Source organism: Pseudoduganella rhizocola, assembly GCF_045984285.3.
Taxonomy (GTDB): domain Bacteria; phylum Pseudomonadota; class Gammaproteobacteria; order Burkholderiales; family Burkholderiaceae_D; genus Rugamonas.
In genome coordinates this window covers 464947-484434 of the sequence record NZ_JBJQIK030000001.1, presented here as the reverse complement: position 1 = coordinate 484434, position 19488 = coordinate 464947, and the positions used below count along the sequence as shown (strand labels likewise).

The 19488-nt window shown below is 63.4% G+C and carries 19 protein-coding genes and 1 other RNA gene; 8 read left to right on the top strand and 12 right to left on the bottom strand.

Features of this window, described 5'->3' with window-relative positions; all coding sequences use genetic code 11:
- Positions 1 to 21: 21 nt before the first annotated feature.
- Positions 22 to 1887: a dihydroxy-acid dehydratase gene (ilvD, locus tag ACJRPG_RS02225; RefSeq protein WP_407998413.1), complete on the bottom strand. Its 1866-nt coding sequence runs from the start codon at positions 1885 to 1887 to the stop codon at positions 22 to 24.
- Positions 1888 to 1987: 100 nt separating this feature from the next.
- On the opposite strand from ilvD, the gene ACJRPG_RS02220 reads away from it, so the two are divergent.
- Together ACJRPG_RS02220 and lgt are read left to right on the top strand one after the other, a co-directional pair.
- Positions 1988 to 2890 (top strand): LysR family transcriptional regulator, encoded by a 903-nt coding sequence (locus ACJRPG_RS02220; protein ID WP_407998412.1) that lies wholly within the window; start codon positions 1988 to 1990, stop codon positions 2888 to 2890.
- The gene (gene lgt, locus ACJRPG_RS02215; RefSeq protein ID WP_407998411.1) at positions 2891 to 3739 is read left to right on the top strand and encodes a prolipoprotein diacylglyceryl transferase; all 849 of its coding nucleotides are present in this window, start codon (positions 2891 to 2893) and stop codon (positions 3737 to 3739) included. It abuts the gene before it with no gap.
- On the opposite strand, the gene ACJRPG_RS02210 is transcribed toward lgt, so the two are convergent.
- The 7 genes from ACJRPG_RS02210 to ACJRPG_RS02180 form a co-directional block, all read right to left on the bottom strand.
- On the bottom strand, positions 3732 to 4535 hold the full coding sequence (locus ACJRPG_RS02210; RefSeq protein ID WP_407998410.1) for a sulfite exporter TauE/SafE family protein: 804 nt from the start codon (positions 4533 to 4535) through the stop codon (positions 3732 to 3734). The two genes, lgt and ACJRPG_RS02210, sit on opposite strands and share 8 nt — an antisense overlap.
- Entirely contained in the window at positions 4536 to 4997 is a 462-nt protein-coding gene (locus ACJRPG_RS02205; protein WP_407998409.1) for an EVE domain-containing protein, read from the bottom strand.
- 78 nt (positions 4998 to 5075) lie between these two features.
- Positions 5076 to 5255, bottom strand: a non-coding RNA gene (ssrS, locus tag ACJRPG_RS02200) — 6S RNA.
- A 46-nt stretch (positions 5256 to 5301) separates the two neighbouring features.
- Positions 5302 to 5613 carry a cell division protein ZapA gene (locus tag ACJRPG_RS02195; protein ID WP_407998408.1) on the bottom strand — a complete coding sequence of 104 codons (312 nt, stop codon included), beginning with the start codon at positions 5611 to 5613 and terminating at the stop codon, positions 5302 to 5304.
- Positions 5610 to 5840 carry a hypothetical protein gene (locus ACJRPG_RS02190; protein WP_407998407.1) on the bottom strand — a complete coding sequence of 77 codons (231 nt, stop codon included), beginning with the start codon at positions 5838 to 5840 and terminating at the stop codon, positions 5610 to 5612. Before ACJRPG_RS02190 ends, ACJRPG_RS02195 begins: the two co-directional genes overlap by 4 nt.
- 55 nt (positions 5841 to 5895) lie before the next feature.
- Positions 5896 to 7134, bottom strand: coding sequence for a gliding motility protein GldB-related protein (locus ACJRPG_RS02185; RefSeq protein WP_407998406.1), 1239 nt, complete (start codon positions 7132 to 7134; stop codon positions 5896 to 5898).
- On the bottom strand, positions 7131 to 7754 hold the full coding sequence (locus ACJRPG_RS02180) for a glutathione S-transferase family protein (protein WP_407998405.1): 624 nt from the start codon (positions 7752 to 7754) through the stop codon (positions 7131 to 7133). The genes ACJRPG_RS02185 and ACJRPG_RS02180 overlap by 4 nt, the downstream gene beginning before the upstream one ends.
- A 301-nt stretch (positions 7755 to 8055) precedes the next feature.
- Here ACJRPG_RS02180 and groES point away from each other — a divergent pair, with 301 nt between their 5' ends.
- The 6 genes from groES (at position 8056) to ACJRPG_RS02150 (ending at position 13877) form a co-directional block, all read left to right on the top strand.
- Entirely contained in the window at positions 8056 to 8346 is a 291-nt protein-coding gene (gene groES / locus ACJRPG_RS02175; protein ID WP_407998404.1) for a co-chaperone GroES, read from the top strand.
- 33 nt (positions 8347 to 8379) lie between these two features.
- Positions 8380 to 10026 (top strand): chaperonin GroEL, encoded by a 1647-nt coding sequence (gene groL / locus ACJRPG_RS02170; protein ID WP_407998403.1) that lies wholly within the window; start codon positions 8380 to 8382, stop codon positions 10024 to 10026.
- A gap of 190 nt (positions 10027 to 10216) precedes the next feature.
- Positions 10217 to 12013, top strand: coding sequence for a thiamine pyrophosphate-requiring protein (locus ACJRPG_RS02165; protein ID WP_407998402.1), 1797 nt, complete (start codon positions 10217 to 10219; stop codon positions 12011 to 12013).
- 79 nt (positions 12014 to 12092) lie between these two features.
- Entirely contained in the window at positions 12093 to 12590 is a 498-nt protein-coding gene (locus ACJRPG_RS02160; protein ID WP_407998401.1) for a hypothetical protein, read from the top strand.
- A 12-nt stretch (positions 12591 to 12602) separates the two neighbouring features.
- A complete protein-coding gene (locus ACJRPG_RS02155) occupies positions 12603 to 13226 on the top strand; it encodes a glutathione S-transferase family protein (protein ID WP_407998400.1) in 624 nt (207 codons plus the stop codon).
- A gap of 9 nt (positions 13227 to 13235) precedes the next feature.
- Positions 13236 to 13877, top strand: coding sequence for a hypothetical protein (locus tag ACJRPG_RS02150; RefSeq protein WP_407998399.1), 642 nt, complete (start codon positions 13236 to 13238; stop codon positions 13875 to 13877).
- Here ACJRPG_RS02150 and ACJRPG_RS02145 read toward each other — a convergent pair.
- The 4 genes from ACJRPG_RS02145 to ACJRPG_RS02130 all read right to left on the bottom strand — a co-directional run bounded on the left by ACJRPG_RS02145 (position 13861) and on the right by ACJRPG_RS02130 (position 19282).
- Positions 13861 to 15096, bottom strand: coding sequence for an MFS transporter (locus ACJRPG_RS02145; protein ID WP_407998398.1), 1236 nt, complete (start codon positions 15094 to 15096; stop codon positions 13861 to 13863). The genes ACJRPG_RS02150 and ACJRPG_RS02145 overlap by 17 nt on opposite strands.
- Positions 15093 to 15623 carry a PadR family transcriptional regulator gene (locus tag ACJRPG_RS02140; protein WP_407998397.1) on the bottom strand — a complete coding sequence of 177 codons (531 nt, stop codon included), beginning with the start codon at positions 15621 to 15623 and terminating at the stop codon, positions 15093 to 15095. The genes ACJRPG_RS02145 and ACJRPG_RS02140 overlap by 4 nt, the downstream gene beginning before the upstream one ends.
- Positions 15624 to 15784: 161 nt before the next feature.
- Positions 15785 to 17653: a glucokinase gene (locus tag ACJRPG_RS02135; protein WP_407998396.1), complete on the bottom strand. Its 1869-nt coding sequence runs from the start codon at positions 17651 to 17653 to the stop codon at positions 15785 to 15787.
- Positions 17654 to 17662: 9 nt separating this feature from the next.
- Positions 17663 to 19282 (bottom strand): alpha-glucosidase, encoded by a 1620-nt coding sequence (locus ACJRPG_RS02130; protein WP_407998395.1) that lies wholly within the window; start codon positions 19280 to 19282, stop codon positions 17663 to 17665.
- Positions 19283 to 19488 lie beyond the last annotated feature (206 nt).

Genomic DNA, 19488 nt, shown 5'->3' with positions numbered 1-19488 from the left:
AAGGTGTCGCGGTCTCGGCTGTTAGCGTTTCAGCTGGGTGAGGTCGCGGACGGCGCCGCGATCGGCGGATGTGGTCAGGGCGGCGTAGGCTTGCAGCGCTTGCGAGACGTAGCGCTCGCGGTTGACCGGTTGCCATGCGTCCGCACCCTTCGCTTCCATCGCCGCGCGGCGGCTTGCCAGTTCGGCATCGCTGATCCGCAGGCTGATGGTGCGCGCCGGGATGTCGATGTCGATCATGTCGCCTTCTTCCACCAGGCCGATGGCGCCGCCTTCCGCCGCTTCCGGCGAGGCGTGGCCAATGACCAGGCCCGATGAGCCACCCGAGAAGCGGCCGTCCGTCAGCAGCGCGCAGGCTTTGCCCAGGCCTTTGGATTTGATGTAGGAGGTCGGGTACAGCATCTCCTGCATGCCCGGCCCGCCTTTCGGGCCTTCGTAGCGGATGATCACCACGTCGCCCGCCTGCACCGTGTCGCCGAGGATGCCTTCCACCGCCGCGTCCTGGCTTTCGAACACGCGCGCCTTGCCGCTGAATTTGAGGATACTTTCGTCCACGCCGGCCGTCTTCACGATGCAGCCTTTTTCCGCCAGGTTGCCGTACAGGACCGCGAGCCCGCCGTCCTTCGAATAGGCGTGCGCGAAGTCGCGGATGCAGCCCGCCGTGCGGTCGATATCGTTGGCTTCATAGCGCTCGGATTGCGAGAACGCCACCTGCGTCGGCACCCCGCCCGGCGCCGCGCGGAACAGCTGGTGCACGGCCGGGTCGTCGCTGCGCTTGATGTCGTACTTCTCGATCGCTTCGCCCAGGGTCTTGCTGTGGATGGTCGGCAGCGAGGTGTCGAGCAGGCCGGCACGCGCCAGTTCGCCCAGGATGGAAATGATGCCGCCCGCACGGTGCACGTCTTCGATGTGGAACTTGTCCGTCATCGGCGCCACCTTGCACAGGCAGGGCACCTTGCGCGAGATGCGGTCGATGTCTTTCATCGTGAACGGCACGCCCGCTTCGTGCGCCGCCGCCAGCAGGTGCAGCACGGTGTTGGTGGAGCCGCCCATCGATACGTCCAGTGCCATCGCGTTCTCGAACGCGGCAAAGCTGGCGATGCTGCGCGGCAGGACCGATGCATCATCCTGTTCGTAATAGCGCTTGGCCAGGTCCACGATCAGGCGGCCGGCTTTCAGGAACAGTTCCTTGCGGTCCGCGTGCGTGGCGACGATGGTGCCGTTGCCGGGCAGCGAAAGGCCCAGCGCTTCGGTCAGGCAGTTCATGGAATTCGCCGTGAACATGCCGGAACAGGAACCACAGGTAGGACAGGCCGAGCGCTCCACTTCCGCCACATCCGCATCTGAAACGGTCTTGTCGCCCGCCTTGATCATGGCATCGATCAGGTCCAGCTTGATGACTTTCTGGCCGCCGCCCTCCACCACCTTGAGCACTTTGCCCGCTTCCATCGGGCCGCCGGATACGAAGACCGCCGGAATGTTCAGGCGCATGGCCGCCATCAGCATCCCCGGCGTGATCTTGTCGCAGTTGGAAATGCAGACCATGGCGTCCGCACAGTGCGCATTGACCATGTATTCGACCGAATCCGCAATCAGGTCGCGTGAAGGCAGCGAATACAGCATGCCGCCATGGCCCATGGCGATGCCGTCATCGACCGCGATGGTATTGAATTCCTTGGCCACTCCGCCGTGGGCTTCGATTTCACGCGCCACCAGTTGGCCCAGGTCCTTGAGATGGACGTGGCCCGGTACAAACTGGGTAAAGGAATTGACCACGGCGATGATCGGTTTCTCAAAGTCGCCGTCTTTCATGCCTGTCGCGCGCCACAGGGCACGGGCGCCTGCCATATTGCGGCCTTGGGTGGTGGTTCTTGAGCGATAAACGGGCATGACAGTCTCCTTCAGATAAGAATGTCAGAGTGCCTTTCCGCGCAGAATATGTCAAATATATGATTTAATAGGCAGTGAGTCGTAAAAACTATCACAGACCATGAGCGCCAACATCGAGCTCCGACAGCTCCGCTATTTCGTGACCGTGGCCGAAGAGCTGCATTTCGGCCGCGCCGCGAAGCGCCTGCATATGACCCAGCCGCCCCTGTCCCAGACCATCCTGGCGCTGGAGGACCTGCTGGGCGCGTCCCTGTTCGACCGTAACCGGCGCGGCGTGGCCCTGACCCCGGCCGGCGAAGCCCTGCTGCCCGAAGCACGCCGCCTGCTGGCACAGGCCCAGGACCTGGGCGGCCTGGTACAGCGCGCAGCCACCGGCGCCTCCGGCCGCCTGTCGCTCGCCTTCGTGTCCTCGGCGGATTACAGCGTGCTGCCGCCTTCCCTGCGCGCCTACCGCGCCGCCTATCCGCAGGTGCAGATCACGCTGCAGGAAGCCACCTCGGACCTGCAGCTGGAAGAGCTGCTCCACGGCCGCATCGACGCCGGCCTGCTGATTCCTCCGCTGCCGGAAAAGGCCAAGGCCGAACTGGATTACATGCCGGTGCTGAACGAGCCGCTGATCCTCGCTTCGCCCGCCAACCTGCCAGAGCTGCAGGGCCAGCACATGGCCAGCCTGCGTTCGCTGCCCGCCCTGCCCCTGATTATCTTCCCGCGTTCGATTTCGCCCGGCCTGTATGACGCGGTGCTGTCGGTGTTCCGCGCCGCGGGCATCACGCCCATCATCGGCCAGGAAGCCATTCAGATGCAGACCATCGTGAGCCTGGTGTCGGCTGGCATGGGCATCGCACTTGTGCCACAATCGGTCTCGAATTTACGCCGCCCGGGAGTAGAATACCGCCCGCTCGCGCAGTCCACGCCCCTGGTCGAGACGGGGCTGGCCTGGCGGCGCGACAATGCCTCGCCGGTCCTGCGCGGCTTCCTCGACTTGATGAGAAAGAGACTCTGAATGCTGATTCACCCGATGCCCGATCCGGTGGCGTTTCAAATCGGTCCCGTAGCAATCCATTGGTATGGCCTGATGTATGTGCTGGCCTTTGCCCTGTTCATCGCGCTGGGCCGCGTGCGCATCAAGCAGCCGCATATCGCAAAGGTGGGCTGGAAGAACCAGGACCTGGACGACATGCTCTTTTACGGCATGCTGGGCGTGGTGCTCGGCGGCCGCCTGGGCGAAGTGCTGTTCTACCGCCTGCCCTACTTCGCCGCCAACCCGCTGGAAATCTTCATGGTCTGGCACGGCGGCATGTCCTTCCACGGCGGCTTTATCGGCGTGCTGATTGCGATGTGGTTCTGGTCGCGCAAGGCGGGCCGCAACCTGCTGGACGTGTACGACTTCATCGCGCCGATGGTGCCGCTCGGTTATGCCTGCGGACGCCTCGGCAATTTCATCAACGCCGAACTGCCGGGCCGCGTGGCGGATGCTTCGCTGCCGTGGGCGATGGCGTGGCCGGATACGCGCTACCCTATCGGCGCAGGCGCAGTCTTCCTTGAAGGCCTGCGCCATCCTTCACCGCTGTACCAGATGCTGGTGGACGGGCTGCTGGTGTTCGCCATCCTGTGGATGTTCGCGCGCAAGGAGCGGCCGCAGCTCGCCGTGGGCGCCATGTACACGCTGCTGTATGGCTGCGCGCGCTTCTTCACCGAATACTTCCGCACGCCCGACTGGGAAATCCAGGTCGCAGGCCTGCCCATCACTTCCGGGCAGGTACTGTCGCTGCCGATGATCATCGGCGCCATCATCATGCTGGTATGGGCCTACCGCCGCAAGGTGTACGGCGCCGCGCCCGTGCTCAGTTAAAGGCCTTCCACAGCATATACGCTGCAAGGCAGTACAGCACCACCGCAAACACGCGCCGCAGCCGGTCCACCGGCATGCGGTGCGCAGCGCGCGCGCCTACCGGCGCCATCACCACGCTCGCTGCCGCAATCCCCGCCAGCGCGGGCAGGTAGATAAAGCCCAGCGAATATTCCGGCAGCCCCGGCGTGCCCATGCCGAACCAGATGTTCGACAGCGTGCCCGCCAGCGCAATGGGGAAACCCAGCGCCGCGCTGGTGGCCACCGCATTATGGATGCGCACATTACACCAGGTCATAAAGGGCACGGACAGGAAGCCGCCGCCCGCGCCCACCAGCCCCGCGATCACGCCGATCACGCCGCCGGCTGCAAACATGCCGGCCGTGCCGGGCAGTTCGCGCGAGCCCGCGGGCTTTTTCCCGATCAGCATCTGCGTCGCCGACGCCGCCACGAAAACACCGAAGAAAACCGACAGCACGGTCGTGTTCATCTGCTTCGCAATCCAGGGCCCCACCCAGGCGCCGACAACGATCCCCGGCGCCAGCATTGCCACGATGCGCCAGTTCACGGCGCCATGCTTGTGATGCGCGCGCACCGATGAAATGGAGGTGAACAGGATGGTCGCCAGCGAAGTGGCAATCGCCATGTGCACAATGTGCTCCGGCGGGAAGCCGTGAGATGTGAAGATCATCGTAATGAAGGGCACCAGCACCATGCCGCCTCCGATGCCCAGCAGCCCCGCCGCAAAGCCGCCGCCGGCGCCCATCGCCAGCAGGATCAGGATAAGGCCAACGTCCATCTATTTGCCGATCAGCTTGAGGATGAAGCGCCACTCGTCCGCTTCCACGGGCATCACCGACAGGCGGCTGCCTTTCGCGAGCAGGCGCATATTCTCCAGTTCGGGATGGGTGCGCAGCTCCTTCAGCTCGACGAAGCGGCCCTGCTTTACCGCCTTGACGTCGATGCCGGTCCAGCGCGGATTCTCGCGCGTGGCTTTCGGATCGTAGTAAGGGGACTTGGGATCGAACTGCGATTCGTCCGGATACGGCGCGCTGGTGATCTCGGCGACGCCCGCCACGCCCGGCACGGCGCAGCTGGAATGGTAGAACAGCACGCCGTCGCCCACCTTCATCTGGTCGCGGATGAAATTACGCGCCTGGTAGTTGCGCACCCCGTACCACGATGTGGTTTGCTTCGGCGATGCCAGCACGTCATCGAAACTCACATCGTCCGGTTCGGACTTCATCAGCCAGTAGGCCATCAGCGCTCCTCCTTCAAAAGTGGCAGGCGTAAAAAAACGGTTGTGCATCGTGAAATGCAAACAACCGCTTCTTTTGAATAGGGCCCCGCCTGTGCCGCTATGCCGGCATCCCGAACCTGACGGCTCAAGGTGGTTGCGGTTAGTTCAACTTCGGGTTCATCGGACTAGCGACGCTCACGCCCGTCGAACAAATTTCCACAACCGATGCATGTAAATGGTTCAAGGAATATATGACAATCGCGAACACTGCAGGGTGAAACGGAGTTTACTCCTTCGGGCCCCGCATTGAAAGGCTTTTCCGCAATCAGAACAGATTTTCTTGCGGCGTCAGCGCGCTGTCGAGCACCTTGTGCATGGCGCCAATCTTCTGCTGCATTTCCAGCAGCGACATGTCCGACAGCGGGCCGGCCGGCGCTTTCGCCGTCAGGAATTCGGCCGCCATGCTGAGCGCCGCCATCACGGCAATACGGTCGTTGCCCTTCACTTTTCCGCTCTCGCGGATGCCGCACATCTTCTTGTCCAGCAGTGCCGCCGCTTCTTTCAGCGCGCGGTCTTCGCCTTCCTTGCACGCCAGCCGGTATGGCTGGTCCATGATGGTCACATCGACCTGGATCATTGCACGTCCTCTTTCTCAGGCGCTGCTTCGTCGGCAGGCGCAGGAATTTTTTCCAGCAGTGCGGACACGCGCTCGTGCGCTTCCGACAGGCGGCGCTGGTAGCCCATGTTGTCAGCGACTAAAGCAGCATTGGCCTGGCGCAACTGGGCGTTCTCGCGGCGCAGTGTTTGCGTCAGTTCCGCCAACTGGGCGATCTTGTCGGAGAGTTCTTGGAAATCTGAAATCATTTCGTCACTATAGGGCCGCACGAAAGCGTGGTCAACCGCTTTCGGCTGCGGCGCCTTACAGGTAGCCGCTCTCGCGCAGGATGCGTTCCGGATCGCGGTAGGTCAGCAGCGTGCGGATTGCTTCTTTTTTATCGGTGGCTTTGGCGTAGTAGGCCTGCGCGATGCGGAAGCCCATGAAGTAGCCCAGGTCCGCCGGCCGCTCGCCTTCCATGCTGCCGGCGCCGAACCAGCGCTTGCGCTCATTGGTCTTCATGTCTTCGGCGAAGGCCTGCTTCAGGGCCGCTTCATTGGCATAGCCATAAGCGTAAGTGATCTCGTTGAAATTCCCCTGCGATACCAGCTGCGCCAGGAAATCGGCCACGCCCTCCTTCAGTGCGCCGGCCAGCAGGGTATTCTCCGGCACCTGCTGCTGGAAATGCATCAGTTCATGCACGGTGATGTTCGGGATCAGCGCGGCCGGCTTGGTGCCGTTGCGCAGCCAGGGCGTGAGCTCGTCGACCGGCACACCGTCGCCGCGGCTGAACATCTCGGTGCCCATCAGCAGGCCGTCCGAGCTGGAAGTGCCGCCTGAGCTCATGGCGCCGATGACGAAATAGATATCCGGGAAGGTGGCGTCGTCGTACAGCGTCTTGAACTTGCGCAGGGAGGCGCGGATTTCACCTTCCATGTCCTTGACGCGCAAGGTATTCGGACGCATGGACTGGTAGTAGCGCGCGTATTTCTGCGTGGCCGCATGCAGCTTTGCACCGCTGCCGATGCGCTGGTTGATGAAGCCGTGCAGGCCTGCGCTGCCGGCCTCCAGGTATTCGGTATCGTACAGCGCGGCCGGATCGGCTGCCGTGGCCGCGCGGTCGTAGACGGCCCAGAAGCGGTCGATATCCGAAGTGACGATACGTGCGCGGTCCGGGTCGCCGTGTTGCGCGCGGTAGGCCGCATCATTGGCTTCCACCTGCCGCAGCACCGCGAGCCAGCGCGGCTGGCCGTGCAGGGAAACCAGGTCGGTATCGTTCTCGACCATGACGCGCCCGCGCAGGCCGGCGGCTGCGGCGCGTTCCGCCATCGCCAGCGCGTCGTCGCGCTTGCCGTGCAGCGCCAGCACGCAGGCGGCGTCATACAGCGCGTCGCGATGGCCGGCGCCCTGCGCGATCGCCTGCTGGAAGGCGGCAACCGAAGCCGTATAGTCTTTCTTCGCATAGAGGCTGCGCGCCTGCGCGAGCAGCTGCTGCGTGGTGGGCGCGGCCATGGCGCCGCCGGCCAGCAGCGCGGCCAGCATCAACGCGATCAAGCGCTTCATGGGGTGCCGTTCGCGCAATGTTCTTTGAAGCCCGGCTGCGATGCCAGGCGCTCGTACCATGCTTCGACGGCAGGCAGGCCGGCGTGCGCGATCGGCGTCATCTTCCAGCGGTTGGTGGAGAGGCCGAGCACGATATCGGCGAGGGAGAATTCCTTGCCCGCCGCATAGGCGCCGGTTTTCTGCAGCTGGGCTTCGAGGATGGCCATTTTGGCGTTCCAGGCCTGCGCGCTGGCTTCGATGCCGGCCGGATCCGCAAACTGCGGGCTCTTGCGCACCAGCCCCATGAAGGCGCCGCGCCATGCCGGGTTCAGTTCCGTGGCCTGCCAGTCCATCCATTGCTCCACCTGGGCGCGCTCGCGCGGCGCCGACGGCAGCAGCGCGCCCTGGCCGTAGGTGGCGGCCAGGTAGCGGCTGATCGTATTCGACTCCCACAGCACCAGTTCGCCGTCGCGCAGCACCGGCACCATGGCGTTCGGGTTCAGGGCCAGGAATTCGGGCGCGTTCGGGTCGCGGAAGCCGCTGCCCCATTCTTCCTGTTGATAAGGCTGCTTCAGCGCAGCCAGGGTCCAGAGCACTTTCCGGACATTGATCGAACTGCTCTTGCCTAAGACGGTAATCATGCTGACTCCTGAGCTGAAAACCCGCCTAAGTTAGCAGATTGTTACTGTCCTGTCAGGAATCGGCGCCGCCGGCGACAGATAGTAGATGGCGGCTCGCCCGCTGCCATCGCTGCTGTTCCTCCGTTTTTACACGCCGGCCTGCTCAGCCGGCGTGTCTTTTTGCTCATCCGCAAACTTCCTCACTTGAAATCGAAAGTGGTCGTCCCTATAATTGTTGGCACTCGTTAGCCGCGAGTGCTAACAATGTATTGCGAGAAATTGCAAAATTTGCACTAACCACTGAATATTAAAGGAGTTTTGTATGAACCTTCGCCCTTTGCACGATCGCGTCATCGTCAAACGCCTGGACCAGGAAACCAAAACTGCGTCCGGCCTGATCATTCCTGATGCCGCAGCCGAGAAGCCGGATCAGGGTGAGGTGCTGGCTGTAGGTAACGGCAAAGTGACCGATAGCGGCGCCGTGCGCGCGCTGGAAGTGAAAGTGGGTGACCGTGTTCTGTTCGGCAAATACTCCGGCCAGGCTGTCAAAGTTGACGGCGAAGAGCTGCTGGTGATGCGCGAAGAAGACATCATGGCCATCGTTAACAAGTAATCGGCCCCTTTTAAAGAATTCAGGAGAATACACATGGCAGCTAAAGAAGTTATTTTCGGCGACGCAGCGCGCGCCAAGATGGTTGAAGGCGTTAACATCCTCGCCAACGCCGTTAAAGTCACCCTGGGCCCGAAAGGCCGCAACGTGGTGCTGGAGCGTTCCTTCGGCGCCCCTACCGTCACCAAGGACGGCGTGTCGGTCGCTAAAGAGATCGAACTGAAAGACAAGCTCATGAACATGGGCGCGCAGATGGTGAAGGAAGTCGCTTCCAAAACCAGCGACAACGCCGGCGACGGCACCACCACCGCAACCGTGCTGGCACAAGCCATCGTGCGCGAAGGCATGAAGTTCGTTGCCGCCGGCATGAACCCGATGGACCTGAAGCGCGGCATCGACAAGGCCGTGGCAGCGACCGTCGAAGAACTGAAGAACATCGCCAAGCCATGCACCACCTCCAAGGAAATCGCCCAGGTTGGCGCGATCTCCGCCAACTCGGATGCCTCGATCGGCGAGCGTATCGCTGAAGCGATGGAAAAAGTGGGCAAGGAAGGCGTGATCACCGTGGAAGACGGCAAGTCGCTGAACGACGAGCTGGACATCGTGGAAGGCATGCAGTTCGACCGCGGCTACCTGTCCCCTTACTTCATCAACAACCAGGACAAGCAAGTTGCCGTGCTGGAGCAGCCTTTCGTGCTGCTGTGCGACAAGAAGATCTCCAACATCCGCGACCTGCTGCCGGTACTGGAGCAAGTGGCCAAGGCCGGCCGTCCGCTGCTGATCATCGCTGAAGACATCGAAGGTGAAGCGCTGGCGACCCTGGTGGTGAACAACATCCGCGGCATCCTGAAAACCTGCGCAGTGAAGGCTCCTGGCTTCGGCGACCGCCGCAAGGCCATGCTGGAAGACATCGCTATCCTGACCGGCGGCCAGGTGGTGGCGGAAGAAGTGGGCCTGACCCTGGAAAAAATCACCCTGCAGGAACTGGGCCAGGCGAAGCGTATCGAAGTGGGCAAGGAAAACACCATCGTCATCGACGGCGCTGGCGAAGCTGCCGGCATCGAAGCGCGCGTCAAGCAGATCCGCGTGCAGATCGAAGAAGCGACCTCGGACTACGACCGTGAGAAGCTGCAGGAGCGCGTGGCCAAGCTGGCCGGCGGTGTTGCCGTGATCAAGGTTGGCGCAGCCACCGAAGTCGAAATGAAAGAGAAGAAAGCCCGCGTGGAAGACGCGCTGCACGCAACCCGTGCCGCCGTTGAAGAAGGCATCGTGCCAGGCGGCGGCGTGGCCCTGCTGCGCGCCCGTGCTGCACTGAACCTGAAAGGCGACAACCCGGACCAGGACGCAGGCATCAAGATCGTTCTGCGCGCCATGGAAGAGCCACTGCGCATGATCGTTCAGAACGCCGGCGAAGAATCGTCGGTGGTGGTGAACGCCGTGCTGGCAGGCAAAGGCAACTACGGCTACAACGCCGCCAACGGCACCTATGGCGACATGGTTGAAATGGGCGTGCTGGATCCAGCCAAAGTGACCCGTTCGGCCCTGCAGAACGCAGCGTCGATCGCCGGCCTGATGCTGACCACCGACTGCATGGTGGCTGAAGTCGTAGAAGACAAGCCAGCCGGCGGCATGGGCGGTATGGGTGGCATGGGCGGCATGGGTGGTATGGACGGCATGATGTAATTGCCGCCAGACCTCACCGTCTGACAGAAGGCCGCTTCCCCGGAAGCGGCCTTTTTCATTGCACAGCCCGTGTCCACCCTGGGGTCAGGCACCACGGTGGACACGGGCTGTGCTGTTGTTGCCTCAAGGATCGCGTGCGCCGCCGGCGGCGCGGGGATTCTATGATCGCCGCTTACTGCGCGAGGATCAGATGGCGAAAACGGTGGGGGACTTTTTGTTGCAACGCCTGCATGACTGGGGCGTGCGGCGGGTGTTTGCGTATCCGGGCGATGGCATCAACGGCATCATGGGCGCGTTCGGGCGGCAAGACAAGATCGACTTCATCCAGGCGCGGCACGAGGAGATGGCCGCCTTCATGGCCACCGCCCATGCCAAGTTCACCGGCGAAGTGGGCGTCTGCCTCGCCACCTCCGGTCCCGGCGCCATCCACCTGCTGAACGGTTTGTACGATGCGAAGCTCGACCACCAGCCGGTAGTCGCCATCGTCGGCCAGCAGAAACGGCTTTCGCTCGGCGGCGACTACCAGCAGGAAGTCGATCTCGTTTCCCTGTTCAAGGACGTGGCCCACGAATACGTGCACATGGCCACCGATGCGGCCCAGGTGCGCCACCTGATCGACCGCGCCTTCCGCATCGCGGCCGAGCAGCGCACCGTGACTTGCATCATCATCCCCAACGACGTGCAGGACCTCGGCGCCGTGCCTGAACCGCCGCGCGAACACGGCTCCGTCCACTCGGGCATAGGCGCGATCGAGCGCAGCCAGGTGCCGCCATTGGAAGCGCTGCAGCAGGCCGCGCGCATCCTGAACGAAGGCAGGAAGGTCGCGATCCTCGCCGGCGCCGGCGCGCTGCACGCCACGGATGAACTGCTGGAGGTGGCCGACCTGCTGGGCGCAGGCATCGCCAAGGCCCTGTTGGGCAAGGCAGCGGTACCGGACGATATTCCTTATGTCACCGGCGCCATCGGCCTGCTCGGCACCAAGCCCAGCCACGACATGATGAATGGCTGCGACACGCTGCTGATGGTGGGCTCCAACTTCCCCTACGGCGAATTCCTGCCGAAAGAAGGCCAGGCGCGCGGTGTGCAGATCGATATCGACGGCCGGCGCGCCAGCCTGCGCTATCCCATGGAATTCAACCTGATCGGGGATGCCCGCGATACCTTGCGCGCCCTCATTCCGCTCCTGGAGCGCAAGCAGGACCGCAGCTGGCAAAACACCATCAGCGAAGGCGTGGAGCGCTGGTGGCGCGTGCTGGACGCGCGCGCGATGAACGAGGCCAATCCAATCAATCCGCAGCGTGTGTTCCGTGAGCTCTCCCCTCGCCTGCCGGACAACTGCATCATCGCCGGCGACTCCGGCACTTCCACCAACTGGTTTGCGCGTGATGTGAAAATGCGGCGCGGCATGATGGCCAGCGTGAGCGGCGGCCTGGCCACCATGGGCTGCGGCGTGCCGTATGCTGTCGCCGCCAAGTTCGCCCTGCCGGAACGGCATGCGATTGCCCTGGTCGGCGACGGCGCCATGCAGATGAACGGCATCAATGAACTGATCACTATCGCACGCTACTGGCAGGGCTGGGGCAACGGCAAGCTCACCATCATGGTGCTGAAGAACGGCGACCTGAATGAGGTCACCTGGGAGCAGCGTGCCATGGGCGGCGACCCGCGCTACGCGCCATCGCAGACCGTGCCGGACTTTCCCTACGCCGCCTACGCCGAGCTGCTGGGCCTCAAGGGCATCAAGGTCGAGCGTCCGGAAGATGTGGGGCCCGCATGGGAAAGCGCCTTCGCCAGCGACAGGCCCTGCGTGCTGGAGATGGTGGCCGATCCGAACGTGCCGCCGCTGCCGCCGGATGTGTCGCTGAAACAGGCGCGCGCCTACTTCACGGCCCTGCTGAAGGGCGACAAGGATGCGATGGCCATCGTCAAGGCCAGCATCAAGGAAAGCTGGGACGCGTGGTTCCCGCCGCACAAGCCAGGCGGCTAGGGCCAGCAGGAAATGTTGATAGAGGGACATCTTTGGTTTAGTATGTCCGCTCCATTCATTCCACCTGAGGGCCTGCGCAATGCGTCCCCGCTCTTCGATTCGATTCCCCGCCGTTGCCGGCAGCGTGGCGGGCCTGCTGGCCGCGGCCTGCCTGGCCTGGTATCTGCTTCCGCAAGCTGAAGAAACTGCGCCGCAGCGCGCTGCGCCTGCAGCGACGGCCCCGTCCCCCGCACAGCCCCCCACGCCCACGGTGCTGAGCCGCGAACAGGCCACCGACCGCCTGATGGCGCTGCCGGAACTGAAAACATGGTCCGCGCTGATCGAGAAGAACTCCGGCGGCAAGGTACATGGCGCGCTGATCGAATACGATCCCGAGCCGCGTGCCGTCAACGGCAAGGACTTCTACCAGTTCAGCTTTATCGAGAACGCGCCCGAGGCGGCGCGGCGCTGGGAGAACTTCCTCGTGTCCACCACTGATGGCGAGATACTGGTGGAAGATGAACTGACCGATGAACTGATGTCGCTCGATAAATGGCGCGACGATAAGAAACCGATGGCGCGCCGCAGCGCGCAATAAGCTGGAGCTTCCATGTACACACTGTATTACGCCCCCGGTGCAGCCAGCCTCGCCCTGCACGCCGCGCTGTTCGAGATCGGCGCCCCCTACGAACTGGCGCAGGTTGATCTGAAAGGCCAGCGCGACCCGGCCTACCTCAAACTGAATCCCCAAGGCGTGGTGCCGACGCTGGTGGTGGACGGCGAGGCCGTGCGCGAATCCGCCGCCCTGATGCTGCTGCTGACCGAGCGCCATCCGGAATCGGGCCTGGCGCCCCTGCCCGGCACGCCGGGCCGCGCGCGCTTCCTGCAGGATGTGGTGTGGATGGCCAATACATTCGGCTCCGCCTACCGCCTGTGGTTCTATCCGAAAGACCTGGACGCCACCGAGGACGACTGCCAGGGCCGCGATGCGCTGCGCCGCAAGATCGAGTCCAGCTTCGAAGAGCTGGATGCGCGTCTCAGCGCCGGCGGACCTTATCTGCTGGGCGAACAATTCTCGGCAGCAGACCTCATCCTTACCATGTATATGCGCTGGTCGCGCAATATGCCGAAGCCGGCCACCGAGTGGCCCGCGCTGCGCAAGCTGGCGGACCTGGTGCGGGCCCGCCCGAGCTGGCAGCATGTGAACGCGACAGAAGGACTCAGCGGCTGGTAACATGGCGCCATGTTCAAGAAAATCTTTGCCGCCCTGCGCGGACGCAAGGCGTCCGCCAATCCCTACGCCTCGGATGAGCTGAACCTCGTCTACAAGCTGCTGTTCTGCGACGATCCTTCACTGGTGGCCCTGCAGGGCGAAGCCGCTGCAGGCTCGCTGTTCGGCGACAGCCCCGATCCCCGTGTCGTGCAAGCCATTGCCGATGATGCCGGCGAGGAGAGCCGCGTGCGCCTGCTGGCATCGCACTGGCTGCGCAGCGCCGGCCATGGCGCGGGCTCCGCCGAAGTGCTGGGCATCGTCGTCGAGGTGCCCATGCAGGAGGGGCACGATGCGCTGGCGGCCTATGCCGATGGCAGCGTACGCTACATCAACCATACCGGCCGTGTGGCCGTATTCGAAGGAAAACCGGAGGAAGTCGCGCACCAGGCCCGCATGCTGGTGCACGCCGCGATTCCGGCCGCCGCAACGGCCCAGCTGCGTTCGCGCGGCCCAGCGCCCACGCTCGGCAATGTACGCTTTACCTTCCTTGCCACGGACGGCCTGCATGTGCGCGACGGCACCTTCGGCGAATTCGGCCGCGATGCGCTGGCCGGGCCGGTGCTGAAACAGGCCCAGGCCCTGCTGGACCTGATCGTCACGCAGGCGAGCTAGCCTGCTGCGCCGGTGCGGCTGCCGGCCGCACATTGCCGATCCACCAGCAGCTCACCAGCGTCAGGGCGGACGCCAGCCAGCCGTTGATTTCGTAGCCGCCGATGTGGCCCGCCGCGTCGGTGGTGAGCCACATGCCCCCGGCCAGTGCACCCAGTCCCGTACCCACCTGCTGCAGCGCCGAGTTCGCGCTCAGGAAGGCGCCCCGCTTCTGTGGCGCGGACACCGTCGTCATCAGCGCCTGCATCGGCACATTCCGTCCCGACATCGACACCATGAAGAAGGGGAAGAACAGGATCAGCGCCAGCAGCGGCCATTGCGGCATATGCGTCATGATCATGATGGGCGCGATGGAGAACAGCGAAAACACGCGGTACACCGTATGCTTGCCCACCTTGTCCGACCACACGCCGATCAGGCGCGAGGTGAAGAAGGTGGTGACGCCGCCCGCCAGGTAGATCCAGGTGATATCGCCCGGATGCACACCGAGGTTCCCCACCAGCACCGGTGAGATAAAGGGAATCACCAGCATGCCCGTAAACATATTCACCGCCGACAGCGCGAAAGCCTTGAGGTGGGCGGGCACGCGGAACAGGCCAACCAGCTCCGGCAGCACCTGCGAGAACGGCGTCTTCACGTTCAGGTGCTCGCGCAGCGGCGGCAGCACATTCATGCCGGCGATCCAGATCAGGGTCGAGAACACCACCAGCATATAGAACGGCGACTGCCAGCCGAATTTCGCGGCGAGGCTGATGCCGATCGGGACGCCTGCAATCGCGGCCATGCTGAAGGAAGTCATCACGATGCCGGTTGCGTAGCCGCGCCGGTTCGCTGCAATGAGGTCGCCGATGATGGCCATGACGATCGCGCCTAGCACGCCGCCGGTCAGCCCCGCGAAGGCGCGCGACAGCACCAGCACATGGAAGTTGGGCGCCAGCGCACAGGCCAGGTTCGACAGGTTAAACAGCAGGAACATCGTCATCAGCATGCGCTTGCGGTCGAAACGGTCGATGTAGGTGACTGCAGCCAGGCCGGAAAGCCCGGCGCACCAGGCATAGGCCGACACGGCGCCCGATACCTGGGCGGCGCTGATGGAGAATGCCTGCATAAGCTGGGGCGCAAGCGGCATCATCACCATGAAGTCCATGATGACGGTGAACTGGGTGAGCGCGAGCAGCCAGAGAACCAGGCGCTCGCGCGATGGATTAAGGGTTGTGGTCATTTGAGTTGATTGATATCTGCTGCGGCGGCGCGCAGGATGGCTGCAATCTGCTGCAGGCGTTCAGGGGTGGCGGCGCTGTCGCGGGCCTTGCCCACGACGGCGAGTTTGAGTTCATACATCAGGCCCCGCAGTTCGTCGGCGCCGCGCTCATTCTGGGCCGACATGCGGCCCATCAGCGCGTCCACCATGGCGCGGTTTTCATTGAGGAAGGCTTCCCCTTCTGGCGTGATGGTGTGCAGCTTCTTGTTGCCGTCGGCCGTTACAGCCACGTGGCCCATATCGGCCAGCATGGCCAGCAGCGGGTAGATGGCGCCGGGGCTGGGCGTATAGCCCGCGCCTGCGCGCTGTTCGAGCTCCTTGATGATGTCGTAGCCGTGGCGCGGCTTTTCGGCGATCAGCTGCAGTACAACGTAGCGCAGCGCGCCGGCGTCGAACATTTTGGGGCCGCGTCCGCGGCCGTGGCCATGCCCATGGCCCATGCCATGGTGATGATGATGAAAAACGTGTTTTTGCAGGAAGTGGAACATGATATTCCCTCATTAAGATATATCGCAATAAGATATATCGTAAACTATTCCGCGGAAAATGCAAGCGCCCGATGTAAACGTCGTTGCCGCGCAGGCGGCAACCCAGGGGCGCATCGTTGCACTCCTGGATTGCCGCCTGCGCGGCAATGACGGCGGGTGGATTAGTTGTCGAGGTGGGAAATCAGGAGGCGGCGGCTGTCGCTGGCCGTGCCCGATTTGTTTTCGAGGACGAGCGAGGCATTCTGCTCATCCAGCGAAATGCCGACCGACAGGATATCGATCAGCAGCAGCTGCAGGATGCGGGAGATCATGGACAGGAAGGTCTTGCTGTCTTCACTGTGGTCCACCGCCAGGCACACGGTGGCGCGCTTGGCCAGCGGCGACTGGCTGCTGGTGATGGCGATGACGTCGGCGCCGCAGTTGCGCGCCGCATCCACCGCTTCCAGCAGCTCCGGCAGCTTGCCGGAATTGGAGATCGCAATCACCACGTCACCGGGGCCGAGCAGGTCAGCGGCCAGCGTGAACAGGTGCGAATCGCTGTACATCGCGGTAGGAATACGGAAGCGGAAGAACTTGTGCTGGCCGTCCAGCGCCACCACGCGCGAATTCCCCATCGCGTAGAACTCCACCTTTTTCGCCTTGCTGACCAGCGCAATGGCACGGTCCAGCGAGCGCACGTCCAGCTGGTCGCGGAACTTGAGGATGGCGGAGACGGTGTTGTCGATCACCTTCGCGCTCAGGTCATGCGTGCTGTCGCTCACACGCACCTGGCTGTGGCGCACCGGGATGGCGCCCGTCAGGCTGCTCGCGAACTTGAGCTTGAAGTCGGCCAGGCCGAGAAAGCCCAGCGAACGGCAGAAGCGGATCACGGTCGGCTGGCTCACTTCCGCCAGGCGCGCGATATCGGCAATCGGCTCGTTCAGCACAAGGCGCGGCTGTTCCAGCACCAGCTGGGCCACGCGCTGCTCGGCCGGCGTGAGTTCGTGCTGCAGGTGCTGCACGCGCTCCATCAGCGTGTTGGCGCCGCTGCGGCCGCGCAGGTGCTCGGACAGGATGGTCGCCACACCGTAGAAGGCCGGATTCGGCGTGGTGATCACATAGGTCGGAATCTCGGCCAGGTAGGACGAGAAGCGCCCCTTCGCTTCGAAGCGGGAGCGGAACGGCGAGGTCTTGAACCAGTCGCCCATGCGCGGCACGATGCCGCCGCCGATAAAGATGCCGCCGAAGGAGCCCAGCGTCACCGCCAGGTTCGCCGCGGCGCCGCCCAGCATGGCGCAGAAGCATTCCAGCACTTCCACGCACAGCGCATCCTTGTCCTTCAGGGCGCCGGCGATGATCTGCTGCGAGGTCAGGTCGCGTACATTGCGGCCGTTGCGGCGGGCGATGGCGCGGTAGATGATTTCCATGCCGGGGCCTGAGATCAGGCGCTCGTTCGATACGTGCGGCCAGGTCTGCCATGCATATTGCAGGATGGCGTATTCGCGTTCGTCCGCCGGGGCGAAGTTATTGTGGCCGCCTTCGGAACCCAGCGTGACGAAACCGTCCACGGTGGGAATCACGCCGGAGCAGCCCAGCCCTGTACCCGGCCCGAGCACGCCGATCACGGAGTTCGCGGCGGGAGAGCCGCCGCCAACCTGCATCAGGTCATCCGGTTTGAAGGTCGGAATCGCCATCGCCAGCGCGGTGAAGTCGTTCACCACCAGCAGCGTATGCAGGCCCAGTTCGCGCCGCACCTCGTCGGTGGAGAACTGCCAGTCGCGGTTGGTCATGCGGATATAGTCGCCATGCACCGGATTCGCCAGCGCCAGCGCACCGTGATTCAGGTTGATGTCCGGATGGTCCGCAAGATAGCTGCGCAGCAGCGGCACAATGCCCGTGTAGTCATCGCATTGCAGGACGCGCACGGCCTGGTATTCGCCGGGCGCCGTCTGCAGCGCGAAGCGCGCATGGGTGGCGCCAATGTCGGCCAGCAGGCGAGGTCCGTCGGCGAAGGCGGCGCGGCTCAGTTTATCGGCGTCGAGCTGTTTCATCGCGGCCCCTTATGCGGCGTAGCCGAACCAGGCGCCGTAGGCCGGCAGCCGTACTTCGCCATCCACCACTTCGCCCGGCAGGCCTGGCTGCTCCAGCTTCTGCGCGCCTTTCGCTGCAGGCAGCGTGAAGTTCACCGCCTCCTTGCCCAGGTTGAAGATGGCGATCACGCTGCGTTCGCCCGGCAGCTCGCGGCGGAAGGCCAGCACCGGTTCCGGCGCTTCATAGAAGACGATGTCGCCGCGCGTCAGCTGCGGCATGGTGCGGCGCCAGGCGATCATGCGGCGCGCGAAGTTCAGCGGAGAATCGGCATCGCCTTCCTGCAGGGAGGCCGCAACCGCCTTGTGTTCTTCCGCCACCGGCAGCCAAGGCTTTCCGGCCGTGAAGCCGCCGTTCTCGCCATTGGTCCATGCGATCGGCGTGCGGCAGCCATCGCGGCCCTTGAACTCGGGCCAGAAGGTAATGCCGTAAGGGTCCTGGATCAGCTCATACGGCACTTCGGCTTCGGTGAACGCCAGCTCGTCGCCCTGGTACAGGCAGGGAGTGCCCTTCAGCGAGAGCTGCATGGCCAGCACCAGCTTGCCGAATGCGGCGGGATTGTGGTTCTTGCCCCAGCGCGTGGTCACACGCGGCACGTCATGGTTGCCTACAGACCAGGAGGCCCAGCCGTCCTTCACACGCGCCTTGAAATCTTCCACCTGCTTGCGGATATGCCGGGCGGTGCAGATTTCGTTCAGCAGGTTGAAGCTATAGGCCATGTGCAGCTTGTCGCCGCCTGCCGTGTATTCGGCCATCACGGCCAGCGCATCATCCGCACCCACTTCGCCGATGGCCACGGCGCCGAATTCGTCCAGCAGTACCCGCAGGCGCTGCAGGAAGGCCACATTCTCGGGCTGGCTCTTGTCGTGGATGTGGGCCTGCATGCCGTATGGGTTCACGTCCGTCACGGTCGCGGTATCGCGCACCAGGGCCGGAGGATTGCTGCGCAGCTGGCGGTCGTGGAAGTGGAAGTTGCAGGCATCCATGCGCACGCCGTCCACACCGCGCTCCAGCCAGAAACGCAGGCTGTCCAGCATGGCCTGCTGCACTTCCGGGTTATGGAAGTTCAGGTCCGGCTGGCTCACCAGGAAGTTGTGCATGTAGTACTGCTTGCGGCGCGAATCCCATTGCCACGAGGAGCCGCCGAACACGGACAGCCAGTTGTTGGGCGGGTTCCCGTCCGGCAGCGGATCGGCCCACACAAACCAGTCGGCCTTCGGATTATCGCGGCTGCTGCGGCTCTCCTTGAACCATGGATGGTCTTCCGAGCAGTGCGACATGACCTGGTCGATCATGATCTTCACGCCCAGGCTGTGGGCCTTCGCAATCAGCTTGTCGAAGTCGGCGAGGTTGCCGAACAGCGGGTCCACATCGCAGTAATCGGAAACGTCGTAGCCGAAATCCTTCATCGGGGACTTGAAGAAAGGCGAAATCCACACGATGTCCACGCCCAGTTTCGCAATATAATCCAGCCGGTCCGTAATACCCGCCAGATCGCCAACGCCGTCGCCGTTGGTATCGAGATAGCTGCGTGGATAAACCTGGTAGATGATCGCTTCCTGCCACCAGTTCGGATTCGCGTGTTTGCTCATGCTTGGGGTCCCCATATTTGCTTTGTAGATAATATACATGAAGACTGGCGAATCTTCAATCTGGAAACCCTTCCATGTAGTTGCTGCGTTTTCTTTAAAATCAAATACTTAGAACATCACCTAAAAATAAATCGTTGAGCGAATCGTAGTCAAACTACACGCCCCCACAGGCCGCTGTTGCCAAGGCCACACCGTTCGCATAGCAT

Bases quoted from the DNA above. Each gene is read 5' to 3' on its own strand.
- ilvD (WP_407998413.1), bottom strand. From the start codon at position 1,887: ATGCCCGTTTATCGCTCAAGAACCACCACCCAAGGCCGCAATATGGCA.
- ACJRPG_RS02220 (WP_407998412.1), top strand. From the start codon at position 1,988: ATGAGCGCCAACATCGAGCTCCGACAGCTCCGCTATTTCGTGACCGTG.
- lgt (WP_407998411.1), top strand. From the start codon at position 2,891: ATGCTGATTCACCCGATGCCCGATCCGGTGGCGTTTCAAATCGGTCCC.
- ACJRPG_RS02210 (WP_407998410.1), bottom strand. From the start codon at position 4,535: ATGGACGTTGGCCTTATCCTGATCCTGCTGGCGATGGGCGCCGGCGGC.
- ACJRPG_RS02205 (WP_407998409.1), bottom strand. From the start codon at position 4,997: ATGGCCTACTGGCTGATGAAGTCCGAACCGGACGATGTGAGTTTCGAT.
- ACJRPG_RS02195 (WP_407998408.1), bottom strand. From the start codon at position 5,613: ATGATCCAGGTCGATGTGACCATCATGGACCAGCCATACCGGCTGGCG.
- ACJRPG_RS02190 (WP_407998407.1), bottom strand. From the start codon at position 5,840: ATGATTTCAGATTTCCAAGAACTCTCCGACAAGATCGCCCAGTTGGCG.
- ACJRPG_RS02185 (WP_407998406.1), bottom strand. From the start codon at position 7,134: ATGAAGCGCTTGATCGCGTTGATGCTGGCCGCGCTGCTGGCCGGCGGC.
- ACJRPG_RS02180 (WP_407998405.1), bottom strand. From the start codon at position 7,754: ATGATTACCGTCTTAGGCAAGAGCAGTTCGATCAATGTCCGGAAAGTG.
- groES (WP_407998404.1), top strand. From the start codon at position 8,056: ATGAACCTTCGCCCTTTGCACGATCGCGTCATCGTCAAACGCCTGGAC.
- groL (WP_407998403.1), top strand. From the start codon at position 8,380: ATGGCAGCTAAAGAAGTTATTTTCGGCGACGCAGCGCGCGCCAAGATG.
- ACJRPG_RS02165 (WP_407998402.1), top strand. From the start codon at position 10,217: ATGGCGAAAACGGTGGGGGACTTTTTGTTGCAACGCCTGCATGACTGG.
- ACJRPG_RS02160 (WP_407998401.1), top strand. From the start codon at position 12,093: ATGCGTCCCCGCTCTTCGATTCGATTCCCCGCCGTTGCCGGCAGCGTG.
- ACJRPG_RS02155 (WP_407998400.1), top strand. From the start codon at position 12,603: ATGTACACACTGTATTACGCCCCCGGTGCAGCCAGCCTCGCCCTGCAC.
- ACJRPG_RS02150 (WP_407998399.1), top strand. From the start codon at position 13,236: ATGTTCAAGAAAATCTTTGCCGCCCTGCGCGGACGCAAGGCGTCCGCC.
- ACJRPG_RS02145 (WP_407998398.1), bottom strand. From the start codon at position 15,096: ATGACCACAACCCTTAATCCATCGCGCGAGCGCCTGGTTCTCTGGCTG.
- ACJRPG_RS02140 (WP_407998397.1), bottom strand. From the start codon at position 15,623: ATGTTCCACTTCCTGCAAAAACACGTTTTTCATCATCATCACCATGGC.
- ACJRPG_RS02135 (WP_407998396.1), bottom strand. From the start codon at position 17,653: ATGAAACAGCTCGACGCCGATAAACTGAGCCGCGCCGCCTTCGCCGAC.
- ACJRPG_RS02130 (WP_407998395.1), bottom strand. From the start codon at position 19,282: ATGAGCAAACACGCGAATCCGAACTGGTGGCAGGAAGCGATCATCTAC.